Raw genomic sequence first — 14,731 nt, forward strand, 5'->3', positions numbered from 1 at the left:
CGGTTGGTTCGAGCGCCGCGCAGCACGCGGGCCGTGTGATATCCGCTTGATTCTATCACGTGCCGCGCGGCTTTGCCCGGTTGGTCGCCTGCGCCGAGACGGGGTCGTCGGGCCAGACATGCTTGGGATAGCGTCCGCGCATGTCGGAGCGCACGTCCTTCCATGACCCGCGCCAGAAGCCCGGCAGATCCTTGGTGATCTGGATCGGCCGATGCGCCGGCGAAAGCAGCGTCACGGTCAAGGGCACCGCTCCGTCACCGACGGCTGGGTGCCGATCGAGGCCGAACAGTTCCTGGACGCGGATTTCCAGCACCGGGCCATTCGGGTCGGAATAATCGATCGGCAGGCGCGAGCCGGATGGTGCGTCGAAATGGGTCGGGGCCAGCCGGTCGAGCGCGGCCCGTCGATCCCACGGCACCAGCGCCGAGAGCGCGTCATGGAGCAATCCGGCATCGATCGCGTCGAGCCTGCGCTTGCCGATGAGATGGGGCGCCAGCCAGTCGTCCAGCGTGTCGGTCAAGGCCTCGTCCGAGACATCCGGCCATGCGTCGCCGAATCGGGCATGCAGAAAGGCGAGGCGCGCGCGGAGCGCTCCGGCGCTGCCGGCGAAGGCGAGCGAGCCGATCCCGCGCCGCTTGATCTCCTGCAGCAGCGCGACGGCAATCGCCGCGTCGGACACTTTCTGGATCGCGGTATCGCCGAGGATCAGCCGACCCAGCCGACGGATCTTGCGGCCACGGACCGAGCCGGTCGCAGGGTCGAACGCGATGCTCTCCTCCTCGACGATGTCAGCGCGAAACGCAGCCTCTATCTCGGCGCGTGATAGCGGCGCCGCCGTCAGGATGCGGGCATTCTCGGCCGCGCCCTGGAGGCTCGCGACGGCAAGGAAAGGCTCGCGCGCGAGCGCATCGGCCGCATCGAGCTGGCCACCGCGCCCATTCGCCATGACGAAGGCGCCGGGTGCACCGCGCGCCATGGCGACGCGATCGGGAAAGGCGAAGGCGAGCACGGCGCCGGCTTGTTCGGCGGCGTCCCGGCCGGCCTCCGGATTGGCGCCGACTTCGCGCGTCCAGCGCGCGGCGAGGCCGAGTGATTCGCGGCTGCGCGGATCGCGCGCGGAGAGGACGCGGCGAACCCGCTCGCGCAGATCGACATCATTGCCGCCGAGGCCGGTCTCGCTCAGCACGGCTGCGATCACGCCGGCCAGTCCGCCGAGATCGAGTGCCGCGGCGCGGCGCAGCATGTGGCCGAGACGGGGATGAAGCGAGAGGCGCGCGAGCCCGCGTCCTTCATCGGTCAGCCTGCGGCCAGCATCGAGCGCGTCGAGCCGCTGCAGCAGGGCGACGGCCTCCTCCCAAGCGGGTTTCGGCGGGGGATCGAGAAAGGCGAGCCCGGAAGGATCAGAAACGCCCCAGCTCGCAAGGTCGAGCGCCAGCGGCGCGAGGTCGGCTTCCAGCATTTCCGGGCGGTCGAAGGGCTGCAGCGCGGCCGTCTGGCCTTCATCCCAGAGCCGGTAGCAAACCCCTGGCTCGGTGCGCCCCGCGCGTCCACGCCGCTGGTCGGCGGCGGCGCGGGAGACGCGGCGGGTTTCCAGGCGCGTCAGCCCGGTGGCCGGCTCATAGATCGGCGCCCGGGCAAGGCCGCTGTCGATCACGACCCGCACGCCCTCGATGGTGAGCGACGTCTCCGCGATCGAGGTCGCCAGCACGACCTTGCGCTTTCCCGTCGCGGCCGGCTTGATCGCGCGGTCCTGCGCGGCGAAATCGAGCGCGCCATAGAGCGGCGCGATTTCGACATCGGCGCCGACACGGCCTTCGAGCCGCTCCGCGACGCGGCGAATCTCGGCCTGACCCGGCAGGAAGACCAGAATGCTGCCGCTCTCGGCGCCGAGCGCGCGGCGCACGGCGTCGGCGACATCATCCTCGATGCGGCGCGCGGAATCGCGTCCGATATGGCGCGTCTCGACCGGGAACATCCGGCCGAGGCTCTCGATCACCGGCGCGTCGTTCAGCAGCCGCGCGACGCGGGCGCCGTCGATCGTGGCCGACATGACGAGAATGCGGAGATCGTCGCGCAGCGCCCCTTGGCTGTCGAGCGCGAGCGCGAGGCCGAGATCGCCGTCGAGGCTGCGTTCGTGGAATTCGTCGAAGATCACGGCGGCGACGCCGTCGAGCGCGGGATCATCGAGGATCATGCGCGTGAACACGCCCTCGGTGACCACTTCAATCCGCGTTTTCGCCGAGATCCTGCGCTCGAGGCGGACGCGGTAGCCGACCGTGCCGCCGACATCCTCGCCCAGCGTCTGCGCCATGCGTCGGGCTGCCGCGCGCGCGGCGAGCCGGCGCGGCTCCAGCATGATGATGCGGCGATCGTCCCGCCAGGATGCATCCAGCAGCGCGAGCGGCACCCGCGTGGTCTTGCCGGCGCCCGGTGGGGCGACGAGCACGGCAGCGGGCTTATCGTCGAGCGCGCGCTTCAGGTCCGGGATGACATCGTCGACGGGAAGCATGGTGCGTTAGCCAGGATCCCGCCGCGCGTGGCGGAGGGCGAAGAGGAAAAATCGCACCGAAGGGATTATTCCGCGGCTTCCGGGCTCACTTCGGCGTGGGCTTCTTGAACCTTGAGCTCGTCGAGACGCGGCATGGAGATGATGTTGTAGCCGGAATCGACGAAATGGATCTCGCCGGTCACGCCGGCGCCGAGATCCGACAGCAGATAGGTCGCGGTGCCGCCGATCTCCTCGATCGATACGGTCCGGCGCAGCGGTGAATTGCGCTTCTGGAAATTGTACATGAGCCGCGCATCCGAAACGCCCGAGCCGGCGAGCGTGCGAACCGGGCCGGCCGAGATCGCATTGACGCGCACGCCATCGCAGCCAAAGTCCATGGCGAGATAGCGCACCGAGGATTCGAGCGCCGCCTTGGCGACACCCATGACGTTGTAGTTCGGCATGACGCGCGTGGACCCGCCATAGGTCAGCGTCACGATCGAGCCGCCCTTGGTCATCAGCGCCGCGGCGCGCTTGGCGATCTCCGTGAAGGAGAAGCACGAGATGACCATCGTCTTCACGAAGTTCTCGCGCGTCGTCTCCGCGTAGCGGCCCTTGAGCTCGTTCTTGTCGGAGAAGGCAATGGCGTGGACGAGGAAATCGATCGAGCCCCATTCGGCTTTCAGCGCATCGAAGACGCTGTCGACCGAGCCGACGTCCTCGACATCGCAGGGAAGCAGCAGCTTGGCGCCGACCGAATCGGCCAGCGGCTTGACCCGGCGGCCAAAGGCGTCACCCTGATAGGTGAAGGCAAGCTCGGCACCATGGGAGGCGAGGGTCTTGGCGATGCCCCAGGCGATCGAATGATCATTGGCGACGCCCATGACGAGGCCGCGCTTGCCGCTCATCAGGCTGCTGATAGATCCCGTCATAATCCTCGTCTACTTTTTTGCTCGAGCCAACCGCTTCCCCCGAAACGATCACGCAGCCTAACTGATTGTTTCAACACGTGAACTGGACCTGAAGCAGTGTGCACTGTTTCAGGTTCGGGCGCTAGCTCACATAGCGCTGGAAGACGAGCGAGGCATTCGTGCCGCCAAAGCCGAACGAGTTGGACAGCACGGTGTCGATCTTCGCATCGTCGATGCGCTTGCGCACGATCGGCATGTCGGCGAAGGCCGGGTCGAGCTCTTCGATATTGGCCGATTCCGCGATGAAGCGGTTGTTGAGCATCAGCAGCGAATAGATCGATTCGTGCACGCCGGTCGCGCCCTGCGAATGGCCCGTCAGCGACTTGGTCGCCGAAATGGCCGGGCAATCGTCGCCGGCGCCGAACACTTCACGGATCGCTTCCATTTCCTTCAGATCGCCGATCGGCGTCGAAGTGGCGTGCGGGTTGATGTAGTCGATCTTCTCGCCGACCGTGGAGATGGCCTGGCGCATGCAGCGCGCCGCACCTTCGCCCGACGGCGCAACCATGTCGGCGCCATCGGAGGTGACGCCATAACCGACGATCTCGCCATAGATCCGCGCACCGCGCGCCTTGGCGACTTCGAGTTCTTCGAGCACCAGCACGCCGGCACCGCCCGAGATCACGAAGCCATCGCGGTTGACGTCATAGGCGCGCGAGGCGACGGCCGGGCGGTCGTTGAACTTGGAGGAGAGGGCGCCCATCGCGTCGAAGAGGACCGACAGCGTCCAGTCGAGCTCTTCGCAGCCGCCGGCGAACATCCGGTCCTGCTTGCCGTACTGGATCATCTCATAGGCATTGCCGACGCAGTGATTGGAGGTCGCGCAGGCCGACGAGATGGAATAGTTCACGCCCTTGATCTTGAACCAGGTCGAGAGCGTTGCGGAGGGCGAGGACGACATCGCTTTCGGCACGGCGAGCGGGCCGACCTTCTTGGACGAGCCGGAGGCGAGCGCCTTCTGCGCCGCCTCTACGATGGTGCGCGTCGACGGACCGCCGGAGCCCATGATGATGCCGGTGCGCTCATTGGAGATTTCACGCTCCTCGAGGCCCGCGTCGCGAATCGCCTGGTCCATTGCGACATGGTTCCAGGCGGTGCCGCCGCCGTGGAAGCGCATGGCGCGGCGATCGACGATCTCGGCCGGATCCAGCGTCGGCGCACCGGCGACATGGCTGCGGAAGCCGTGATCGGCATAGTCCTTTACGAAGGAAATGCCGCTCTTCGCCTCGTGCAGGCTCGCCAGCACTTCCTGGGTGTTGTTGCCGATGGAAGAGACGATCCCCATCCCCGTCACGACGACCCGCTTCATCGTTTTCTCGTCCTTAAATAGAAAGAGCGTACCGCTCGGTTAGCGACCGTTCCGACCCCTTGCGGGCCGGACCTGCCGATCAACCGACGGCAGGCTGCGCCTCGCCCTGGAACAGGCCGACGCGAAGGTCCTTGGCGCGATAGATGGTGACGCCATCGGCTTTCAGCCAGCCATCGCCGATGCCGAGCACCAGCTTCGAGCGCAGGACACGCTTCAGGTCGACGCCATATTCGACCAGTTTCACGCTCGGCAGCACCATTCCGGAGAACTTCAGTTCGCCGGTGGAAAGCGCGCGGCCACGGCCGGGAGAGCCGCTCCAGCCAAGGAAGAAGCCCAGCATCTGCCAGAGCGCATCGAGGCCGAGACAACCCGGCATGACAGGATCGCCCTTGAAGTGGCACTGGAAGAACCAGAGGTCCGGCTTCACGTCGAGCTCGGCGCGGATATGGCCCTTGCCATATTCGCCGCCTTCTTCGCTGATCGATGTGATGCGGTCGAACATCAGCATGGGCGGCAGCGGGAGCTGCGCGTTGCCTTCACCGAACAATTCGCCTCGCCCGCAGGCGAGCAGAGCTTCATAATCAAAGCTCGACGGGCGGTCTGCCATGCCGTCGGTCTACCTCTTCTTCGGTCGCGGCATGGTCATGTCGACCGGCCGGCACCATATTTGGTGGAGCGGGAACCGTTGCGGCCCCGCTTGGATCGTGGCCTTCCTAACATAGCCTCCCCCTGTTCGAAAGCCCGTGCGGCAGGCAGGACAAGGCCTCTTTGAGCGATATGTTCAGGGATACGGGGCGCGGATATCCTTCGACGCCGAAAGGAATGACATGAGCTTTCGCAGCCGGCCGCTGATGCTGGCGATCCTGATGGTGCTCACGGCCGGGACGGCTTCGGCGCAAAACCTTTTCACCGGCAGTGGCGGCGCGCCGCTCGGGCTCACCCCTGTGACCCCGCCGCGCGTCACACCCCCGCCCAACGCCGGCACGTCGCCCTATACCGGCAATCAGTGCAAGCTGATCGCCGGCACATGCCCGACTGGCCGGCTCGTTCGCTCCGGCACGCTTTGCTTCTGCGCAACCAAGGATGGCGGCGCGACGCAGGGTACGTCGCGCAAGCGTCCGCAGGGCAGCGGCGGCTGAGCCGCGCCGGGGCCGGCTAACGGCGCTCGGGATAGAGCGCGAGCAGGCCGTCGCGGCTTGCCTTGGCGACGCCGCGCTCGGTGACGAGACCGGTGAGCAACCGCGCCGGCGTCACGTCGAAAGCCGGATTGCCGGCCTTGGTGCCCTTCGGCGCGAGGCGGACCTTCACGATCGTGCCGTCGCCGGCAATGCCCGAAATATGCGTGACCTCGTCGCCGGCACGTTCCTCGATCTCGATTTCCTTGACGCCGTCGCCGATGCGCCAGTCGATCGTGGAACTCGGCATCACGACATAGAAGGGCACGTGATTGTCGTGCGCGGCGAGCGCCTTCAGATAGGTGCCGATCTTGTTGCAGGCATCGCCCTCGGCGGTGACGCGATCGGCGCCGACGAGGCAGATATCGACCTTGCCGTGCTGCATCAGATGGCCGCCGGCATTGTCGGCGATCAGCGTGTGCGGCACGCCGTGCGAGCCCAGTTCCCACGTCGTCAGGCTGGCGCCCTGGTTGCGCGGGCGGGTCTCGTCGACCCAGACATGGACCGGAATGCCGTCATCATGGGCGCTGTAGACGACGCCGAGCGCCGTGCCCCAGTCAACGCAGGCGATCCAGCCCGTATTGCAGTGCGTCAGGATATTGACCGGGCCGGAGCGGCCCTTCGCTTCCCAGATCTCGCGGATCAGTCGGGCGCCATGCGCCGCCATCGTGCCGTTGGTCTCGATATCCTCGGCATGGAGACGATCGGCCGTCGCATAGGCCGCAATGGCGCGCTCGGCCGGGGGGAGCGGTGCCACGGCGTCGCGCACGATCTCCAGCGCCCAGCGCAGGTTGACGGCGGTCGGCCGGGCGGCGTTCAGCGCATCGAAGGCGTTGGCGAGGTTGGCGTCGGACGGGTCGTCGTGCAGGGCCATGGCGAGGCCATAGGCGCCGGTGACGCCGATCAGCGGCGCGCCGCGCACCACCATCCGCTTGATGGCGTCGATCGCGTCGGCGACATCGTGCAGCGTCAGCGTATCGAAGCGATGCGGCAGCAGGGTCTGATCGACGACGACCACGGAGGCCGCGCCGTCTTCGCGCCAGATCGAACGATAGGCGACGCCGTTGACTTTCATCGAATGCTCCCGCGGACAGACGAAAAGGGATGACCGCCCTCACCTAATGGAGTAGAGGCGGAACCGCCAGCCCGGCCTCTTGCGCAATGAAGGCGGGCCGCGAAAAATCGAGAGCCATGGGAACGACGATGTCGAGCCAGACCATCCGCGCCATCCTGACCGATATCGAAGGCACCACCTCCTCCATCTCCTTCGTCAAGGATGTGCTCTTTCCCTTTGCCCGCGCCCGTCTCGGCGATTTCGTCGCAGCACATGGTGATGAACCGGAGGTGCAATCGGCCCTCACCGAGGCCCGTGCGCTCGCCAGCGAGCCGGATCTCGACCAGCCCGCGACAATCGCGCTGCTCACGCGCTGGATCGAAGAGGACAAGAAGGCGGGACCGCTCAAGGCTCTCCAGGGCATGATCTGGGAGGATGGCTATCGCTCCGGCGCCTTGAAGGGCGATATCTATCCCGATGCGGCGGAAAATCTCGCCGCATGGAAGGCGGCGGGCCTGCCGCTCTATGTCTACTCGTCGGGCTCGGTACTGGCCCAGAAGCTGATCTTCGGCCATACGACGCGCGGCGACATGACCGGGCTCTTCTCCGGCTTCTTCGATACGGCGGTCGGCTCCAAGCTCGATCACGCATCCTATGCGGCGATCGCGGCCGTGATCGGCATCAGCCCGCTCGAGATCCTGTTTCTCTCCGATAATACGCGCGAGCTCGACGCCGCCGCCGAGATCGGCATGAAGACGATCGCTCTCGATCGTGGCGAGGTGGTGATTCCCGTGGGGCAGCCCCACCCGGTCGCGAAGAGCTTCGACGACATCGATGCCCTGCATGGCCTGCTGAAGAGCGCCGTCTGATGGCCAGCGCGACCCGTACCGCCACGGCGATCGGCGCTCTCGCGATCCTGCTCTGGTCGACGCTGGCGTTGGTCACGACGCTGAGCCGCGCGATCCCGACCTTCGAGGCGCTGGCGATCACCTTCGGCATCGGTGCGGTGACGGTCGGAATCGGCTTCCTGCTGACCAGAGGCCCGGCCGGCATCGTTTCGGGCCTCAAGGCCTGGCCGGCCAAGGCATGGCTGCTCTCGGTCGGCGGCATCTTCGTCTATCACGCGCTCTATTTCGTCTCGTTCCGTCTCGCGCCGGCCGGACCGGTGACGATCATCAACTATCTCTGGCCGCTGCTGATCGTCATCTTCGCCGGCCTGATCCCGGGCGGTACGTCGCGGCTCGGCTGGCCGCAGATCGTCGGCGGGCTGATCGGCTTCGGCGCCACCGCCATGCTGATCGGCGGCGGCGATGCGCTCGCATGGGGCGGTACGGCGGTGCTCGGCTATGGCGCCGCCTTTGCCTGCGCCTTCGTCTGGAGCCTCTATTCCGTCCTGAACAATCGCCTCGGCGCGCCGGGCAGCGAGCCGATGATCGGTGTCTGCGCGATCGTGGCGGTGCTCGGCGCGATCGGCCATGTCGTCGTCGGCGAAACCTTCGTCATGCCGGACCTGTCGACCGCGATCGCGCTGCTCGTGCTCGGCGTCGGCCCGGTCGGCGCGGCCTTCGTCGCCTGGGATCACGCGACGAAGAAGGGCGATGTCGCGATCCTCGGCGCCATGTCCTATGCGACGCCGCCGCTCTCGATGATCCTGCTGGTCCTCGCCGGCCAGGCGCCGCTGAGCTGGCGCCTCGCGCTCGCGACGGCGTTGGTGGTTGTCGGCGCCATCATGGCCGCAATGCCCGGTCGGGCAGCCCGGCGGCATGGTCGCATGGCGGCCTGAAGACCGGCGACAGCGCCTCAGCCCAACGTCTCCTCGAAGAACTCCAGCAGCCGCTTCCAATGCCGTGCGGCGCCGGTGGCGTCATAGACGCCGTGGTCTGGAATGGTCCAGCCATGGGCCATGCCGATATAGTTCTCGATGATATGGTCGATTTCGGCTGTGCGCAGCGCTTCGGCCAGCCTGGCCGATTGGGCGGGCGGGAAGCTGCCATCGACGCCGGCGACGCCGACATAGACCCGGCCGTTGATCGATCCCGCCTTGTGGTGCGGGCTGTCGGGTGCGTCGCTTGCGAGATTGCCGCCATGGAAGCTCGCGGCGGCGGCAATCCGGTCCGGATAGGTGGCTGCGGCTGTGAGCGCTCGCCCGCCGCCGAGGCAGTAGCCGACCGTGCCGATCCTGCCGGTGGCGCCGGCCCTGGTCAGCACCTCGATGAAGGCGCCGGTATCGCTCGCCGTCATCGCCTGCGAGGTGCCGTGGATCAGCGCCATGATCTGGGCGCGGGTGGTCTCATTGCCGAAGGCGGATGTGTCGAAGGGGCCATAGTCGCCTGCGCGGTAGAAGAGATCCGGCACCAGCACGTGATAGCCGGCGTCGGCAAGGCGCTCCGCCATGCCGTAGAGCGCCGGGCGCGGTCCGAAGGCGTCCATATAGAGAATGACGCCGGAGGATGTGGCGCGACCGGATGCGGGTGCGAAAAGGCCGGCCTTCGCGCTGCCATCGGCGGTCGCGATCTCGATGTCCTGTTTCATGGCGAGGGCTTTCGGGAATGAGCGTGGGGAGGTGAGAGCCGGACGGCCCACGCAGGAGAGATATGAACGCCGACGCGTTCCTCAATCCCCGTCGCGGCCGAAATGACGGATCAGGACGGCGGCTAGGATGATCGCGCCGGTCATGACATCCTGCAGGAAGCTCGGTACGCCGAGAATGGTGAGGCCATTGGAAATGACGGCGATGATCGCGGCGCCCACCAGCGTGCCGGGGATGCTCGGTTCGCCCTCGCGAAAGGCCGTCATGCCGAGGAAGACGGCCGCATAGGCCTGCAGCAGGTAGCCGCCGCCGCCGGTCGGGTGAGCGCTGCCGAGTCGTGCGGTGAGCAGCAGGCCGGCAAGGCCCGAGAGCCCGGCGCAGAGCGCGAAGGCGACAACCATGTCGCGGCGAACAGGGAGGCCGACGAGCCGCGCCGCCTCGCGGTTTCCCCCGATGGCATAGAGCCTCCGCCCGAATTCGGTCTGGTCGAGCAGCAGCCAGAAGATCACCGCCACGCCCGCGAGCCAGAGCGTCGGCACTGGGATGCCCAGGATCATGCCGCGACCGAGATCGCGAAAGGCGGGCGGAATGCCGGAAAAGAGCGTGGCGCCGTTCGAGACCCAGAAGGTGAAGCCGCCAATAACCGTGCCGAAGGCGAGCGTCGCGATGAAGCTCGGCACCGAAAAGCGGGCGACGAGGAAGCCGGAAATCGATCCCATCAGAAGCGATGAAACCAGCACCAGCGCGATGACGGCGGGAAGGCCGAGGCCAGTGCCGAACAAGGCCACGGAGGCGATGCCGGCCCAGGAGACGACGCTGGAAACGGACAAGTCGAACTCGCCGAGCACCATGACCAGCGTGGCGCCGATCGCGACGATGGCGAGCAGGGCCATCTGCTGCGTGATGTTGACGAGGTTCGCCACCGTGCCGAAGGCGTGCGGCGAGGCGATCGCGAAGATGACGATGATGAGTGCGAGCGCGAGGAGCGTGCCGTAGCGGCGAAGCAGGATCATGCGATGAATTCTTCGGAAGGTCGCGGAACGGCGGGACCAGAGGGGGATGGCGCATGGCCGAAGGCGGCTGCGACGACGGCGGAGCGGGTGAGCGTCGTGCCGCCGAGTTCGGCGATCAACCGGCCCGTCTGTAGCACGAGCACGCGGTCGGAGAGCGCGAGCAGTTCTTCAATATCGCTCGTCGCCATGATGACGCTCGCGCTTTCGGCGGCGATCCGGCGCATCTCGGCGTGGATCTCCGCTTTGGCGCCGACATCGACGCCGCGGGTGGGCTCGTCGACGAGCAGAACGCGGATCGTCCGGCCGAGCCAGCGGCCGAAGACGAGCTTCTGCTGGTTGCCGCCCGAAAGCGTCATCGGCGAGCGGTCGAGCCTGGCCGCCACGAGGCGAAGCCGCGCGCCGACGCCCGCCGCGAATTGCCGGATCTTTCCACGCGAGGAGATGGGAACAGCAGCAACAGCGCGAAAATCGGCAAGATGGGCGAGCGCGAGATTGTCCTCGATCGAGAGCGTCGCGGCAAAGCCTTCGCGGCGCCGGTCCTCGGGCACATAGGCGATGCCCTTGCGGATCCGGTCCGCAGGGCCGCCGACGAGCTTGCGCCCGGCGATCGTTATCGTCCCGCGCGCTACGGAGGCACCCCAGAGGATCTTCAGCAGGCTCGATCGGCCGGAGCCGACAAGGCCGTAGAGGCCGATGATCTCGCCGGGACGGGCCTCGAGCGTGAAGCGGGCATTGGCAGGCCCGAAGGCGAGATCGGCGGAGAACAGAGCGCCGGGCCGTTCGCTCCTGCCTGCCGGGGGGGCGGATCGATCGCGCATTGGGTCAACGGCGGCGTGATCGCTCGCGCCACCCGACATCAGCGCCACCAACCCCGCCCGGTCGATGCCGGCGATCGGCCCGGCGCCGACGGTACGGCCGTTGCGCAGCACCGTATAGCTGCCGCAAAGCTCCAGCACTTCGTCGAGACGGTGCGAAATGAAGAGCACGGCCGTGCCCTCCTCGGCCAGTCGCCGCACGACCTTGTGCAGCCGTTCCGCCTCGCCTTCGCTCAGGCTCGATGTCGGCTCGTCCATGACGACAAGACGTGCGGGCTCGATCAGGGCGCGCACGATCTCCGCCATCTGGCGCTGTCCTGGCGTCAGGCGGATGGCGGGACGGTCGAGCGGCAGGTCCGGCGCGATGCGGGCAGCGATCTCGGCCACGCGCCGGCGCATGGCGCGGTGATCGAGGAACGGACCACGCCTGGGGTGGCGCCGCCCGATCCAGGCATTGCCGACCGCGTCGAAATGGGGAACGAGATTGAGTTCCTGGTGGATGAAGCGAAAGCCGAGCGCTTCCGCGGCCTTCGGCCCGTCGATTGCGATATCCGCCCCGTCGAGCCGGATCGACCCGCCGCCCGGCTGGTAGAGGCCGGACAGCGTCTTGATCAGCGTCGATTTGCCGGCGCCGTTCTCGCCGACCAGCGCATGGACGGAGCCAGCCTCGATGACGAGGTCGGCGCCGTCGAGCGCTTTCGTGGCGCCGAAATGCCTGATCAGGCCGGAAAGGGCGAGGAACGGCCCCGTTCCGGACGCTTCTGTCACGGGCAGGTGACGCCGAGGCTTTCCGGCGTGATCAGCTTGGCCGGGGCGTAGAGTTCCGGCTTCTCCGGCTTGGTGCCGGCGAGGATCTTGGTGAGGCCGTCGGCCGCGAGGCCCGCCATGGCGTCGAAATCCTGGCTGACCGTGCCCTTGATGTGGCTGCAGGCCTTGATCAGCTCGATCGCCTGCGGATTGCCGTCGATGCCGGCGATGATGATCTTCGAATCGGGCTTGTCGGCTTCGATCGCGAGCTGAGCGCCGATGGCCGGCTCGTCCCAGGCGGCCCAGATCGCATCGATCTCGTCGCCCTTGCTCTTGAGCAGGTCTTCCGTGGTCTTGCGCGCATCGTCGATCGGGCCGGGCACGACCATATAGTGGTCGGCGATGACCTTGATGTCGGGGTTCTTCTTCAGGGCCTCGTCGAGCGCCAGCTCGCGCTGATGCACGCCGGGATGGGCCGAGTAGTAATATTTGACGATGTTGCCCTTGTGGCCGAGCTTCTCGAACAGGAAGTCGGAGAGCTTGGTGCCGAGCTCGAAATTATCCGAGGTGACATTAAGCACCACGCCCGGCGCCGTCGCGCCATCGATCGCGATGACGGGGATGCCGGCGGCCGCAGCCGCGTTGACCTGATCCTGAATCAGCTTCGGATCGACCGAGACGAGCACGATCGCGCCCGTCTTGGCGGCGACCACGTCCTCGATGCGGCTCGCGAGCTGGCCCATATCGCCGCGCGTATCGACAACCGTCGTATTCCAGCCGGCTTCCTTGGCCTTGGCTTCGAACACGTTGATCATCTGGTTGGTCGTCACGGAGCTCTGGAAGGCCGTGAGAACGGCGATGTCGGTGGCGCTCGCCGCCGTCGCCGACGCGGCCAGTCCGGCCAAGGCCAATGCGAAGATTCCAGCCCGCATGCTTTTTACTCCCCGTGAAGATGGTCGTGATTGATATCGCTTGAGCGGGGAGGCATGCAAGCCGCGAAGCAGCGCGATTCCGGGCCGTCAGCCTCGATCCGGCGCGGCCTTGGCCTTGTTGCGGGAGCCTTTCGGGCGGCCGCGCTTCGCCGGCACCTTGGCGGGCGCCTCGGGCTGGCCGGGCTCCACGAAGGGCTCGCCGGCAAGGTAGGTCGCCAGACTGCGGGCCTGGGCGGTGGAAAGTCGGTAGGCGGCGAAGCGGCGCGCGGCACGCTCGGCGCGCTCCGGGCGCGGCGCGACCAATGTCTCCGCCTCGCCATCATTGGTGGTCAATCCCAGCACCGGCGCCACCAGGCGGAAGGCGCCATAGGCCGTCACGATCCGGCTGGCGGATGGAACGGTCACGGTCGCCCCGGTCACATCGGCGATCAGCCGCGCCACGGTCAAGCTGCCTGCGACGCCGCCTGCAAGTGCAATCGTGCTCGGACGGATCGGCAAGGCGTCGAGATTGTCGCGGATCGCATGGGCGAGACCTTCGAGCACGGCATAGGCGAGCGCTTCGGCACCATGTTGCCGGTCGAGGCCGAGAAACGAGCCGCGTACGGCGCGGTCGAAGAAGGGGGCCCGCTCGCCGATGAGGTATGGCAGGAACAGGACTTCCGGCGGCTCGGCGTCGATCGTCTCCGCCGCCGCATAGAGCTCGGCGACCGGTCGTCCGGCGATGCCGGCAAACCAGTCGATCGCGAGTCCCGCCGCGAGGAAGGGCGAGATGACGATGACATCCGTCTTGACCGGCGCTGCCAAAGTGTAGGCGTCGCGCGGCGGCCGGGCGACGTTGAGCGGCATGGTCGCAGCGATCCAGCCCGTCGTGCCGAGATAGGCATGGGGCCGGTCATGCGCCTCGCTGGCCGTGCCCCAGGCGGTGGCGCCGCCATCACCGGCGCCGACATAGACGGGAATGCCCTCTTCGAGGCCAAGCGCCGCCGCCGGTCCGGGCAGAAGCGGGCCGACCAGCGCATCGGCATCGAGGATATCGGGCAGAACGGCCGGGGAAAGGCCGAGCGCGCCCAGGATTTCGGCGTCCCAGCTCCGCGCGGCGAGGTTCATGAGCCCTGTCGTGGTGGCGCAGGTCGGGTCGACCACGGCGCGACCGGTCATCCGGTGAATGACCGCATCCTTGGCGCCGAAGAGCAGGCGCTCGACCGAGGCCATCATGCCGGGCTCGTGGCGAAGCAGCCAGTCGAGCGCAAACAGGCACAGGGCCGGCTCGCTGCGATTGCCGATCCGCCGCTCGAAATCGACGGGGAGATAGGTCTTGAGCGCCGCAATCTCGTCCGGGCCGACGCGGGCATCGCTATAGAGGATTGCGGGCCGCAGGCTCGCGCCCTCGCTGTCGAGCGCGATCACGTTCTGCATCGAGCCGGTCAGCGTGACGGCGAGCGGCATTGCAGTGATTTCGAGCGCGCGCACGGCCTCGATGGTGGCCTGCCACCATCCACGGGGATCCTGCTCGGCCCAGCCCGGATGCGGCGCAAGCGTCTCGACCGGATGGTCGCTCGCGCGCAGCAACCGGCCGCCGCCGTCGAACAGCACCGCCTTGACGGACGACGTGCCGACGTCGATGACCAGAACCGATTCCCCTGCCATGAACCCTATCCGTACTGCCGAATCCGAGCGTCGCAATCTAGCGACCCGAC

At 67.3% G+C, this 14,731-nt stretch carries 13 protein-coding genes; 3 read left to right on the forward strand and 10 right to left on the reverse strand.

Features of this window, described 5'->3' with window-relative positions:
• Positions 1–55: 55 nt before the first annotated feature.
• The 4 genes from hrpB to fabA all read right to left on the reverse strand — a co-directional run bounded on the left by hrpB (position 56) and on the right by fabA (position 5,375).
• Positions 56–2,509, reverse strand: a complete 2,454-nt coding sequence (hrpB, locus tag QO014_RS10065) for an ATP-dependent helicase HrpB (protein WP_266348540.1) — start codon at positions 2,507–2,509, stop codon at positions 56–58.
• 65 nt (positions 2,510–2,574) lie between these two features.
• Positions 2,575–3,420: an enoyl-ACP reductase FabI gene (gene fabI, locus QO014_RS10070; RefSeq protein WP_266348541.1), complete on the reverse strand. Its 846-nt coding sequence runs from the start codon at positions 3,418–3,420 to the stop codon at positions 2,575–2,577.
• Between the two features lie 121 nt (positions 3,421–3,541).
• Positions 3,542–4,768, reverse strand: a complete 1,227-nt coding sequence (fabB, locus tag QO014_RS10075) for a beta-ketoacyl-ACP synthase I (RefSeq protein ID WP_266348542.1) — start codon at positions 4,766–4,768, stop codon at positions 3,542–3,544.
• Positions 4,769–4,847: 79 nt separating this feature from the next.
• The gene (gene fabA / locus QO014_RS10080; protein ID WP_266348543.1) at positions 4,848–5,375 is read right to left on the reverse strand and encodes a 3-hydroxyacyl-[acyl-carrier-protein] dehydratase FabA; all 528 of its coding nucleotides are present in this window, start codon (positions 5,373–5,375) and stop codon (positions 4,848–4,850) included.
• A gap of 220 nt (positions 5,376–5,595) precedes the next feature.
• On the opposite strand from fabA, the gene QO014_RS10085 reads away from it, so the two are divergent.
• Positions 5,596–5,907: a hypothetical protein gene (locus QO014_RS10085; RefSeq protein WP_266348544.1), complete on the forward strand. Its 312-nt coding sequence runs from the start codon at positions 5,596–5,598 to the stop codon at positions 5,905–5,907.
• A gap of 16 nt (positions 5,908–5,923) precedes the next feature.
• Here the strand turns inward: QO014_RS10085 and mtnA are convergent, their stop codons facing one another.
• Positions 5,924–7,018 (reverse strand): S-methyl-5-thioribose-1-phosphate isomerase, encoded by a 1,095-nt coding sequence (gene mtnA, locus QO014_RS10090; protein WP_266348545.1) that lies wholly within the window; start codon positions 7,016–7,018, stop codon positions 5,924–5,926.
• A gap of 128 nt (positions 7,019–7,146) precedes the next feature.
• Between mtnA and mtnC the strand changes: the two genes are divergently transcribed.
• Positions 7,147–7,866 (forward strand): acireductone synthase, encoded by a 720-nt coding sequence (gene mtnC, locus QO014_RS10095; protein ID WP_266348546.1) that lies wholly within the window; start codon positions 7,147–7,149, stop codon positions 7,864–7,866.
• Positions 7,866–8,780 (forward strand): EamA family transporter, encoded by a 915-nt coding sequence (locus tag QO014_RS10100; RefSeq protein WP_266348547.1) that lies wholly within the window; start codon positions 7,866–7,868, stop codon positions 8,778–8,780. Before mtnC ends, QO014_RS10100 begins: the two co-directional genes overlap by 1 nt.
• A 17-nt stretch (positions 8,781–8,797) precedes the next feature.
• Here QO014_RS10100 and QO014_RS10105 read toward each other — a convergent pair whose 3' ends face one another.
• The 5 genes from QO014_RS10105 to QO014_RS10125 form a co-directional block, all read right to left on the reverse strand.
• Entirely contained in the window at positions 8,798–9,529 is a 732-nt protein-coding gene (locus QO014_RS10105; RefSeq protein ID WP_266348548.1) for a dienelactone hydrolase family protein, read from the reverse strand.
• An 81-nt stretch (positions 9,530–9,610) separates the two neighbouring features.
• Positions 9,611–10,540: an ABC transporter permease gene (locus tag QO014_RS10110; RefSeq protein ID WP_266348549.1), complete on the reverse strand. Its 930-nt coding sequence runs from the start codon at positions 10,538–10,540 to the stop codon at positions 9,611–9,613.
• Complete coding sequence (locus QO014_RS10115; protein ID WP_266348550.1) at positions 10,537–12,123, reverse strand: sugar ABC transporter ATP-binding protein; 1,587 nt, start codon at positions 12,121–12,123, stop codon at positions 10,537–10,539. Before QO014_RS10115 ends, QO014_RS10110 begins: the two co-directional genes overlap by 4 nt.
• Positions 12,120–13,034, reverse strand: a complete 915-nt coding sequence (locus tag QO014_RS10120; protein ID WP_266348551.1) for a sugar ABC transporter substrate-binding protein — start codon at positions 13,032–13,034, stop codon at positions 12,120–12,122. The genes QO014_RS10115 and QO014_RS10120 overlap by 4 nt, the downstream gene beginning before the upstream one ends.
• Positions 13,035–13,121: 87 nt before the next feature.
• Positions 13,122–14,681: a xylulokinase gene (locus QO014_RS10125; protein ID WP_266348552.1), complete on the reverse strand. Its 1,560-nt coding sequence runs from the start codon at positions 14,679–14,681 to the stop codon at positions 13,122–13,124.
• Positions 14,682–14,731: the final 50 nt, after the last annotated feature.

The sequence above is a fragment of the Kaistia dalseonensis genome (assembly GCF_030814715.1).
Lineage (GTDB): Bacteria > Pseudomonadota > Alphaproteobacteria > Rhizobiales > Kaistiaceae > Kaistia > Kaistia dalseonensis.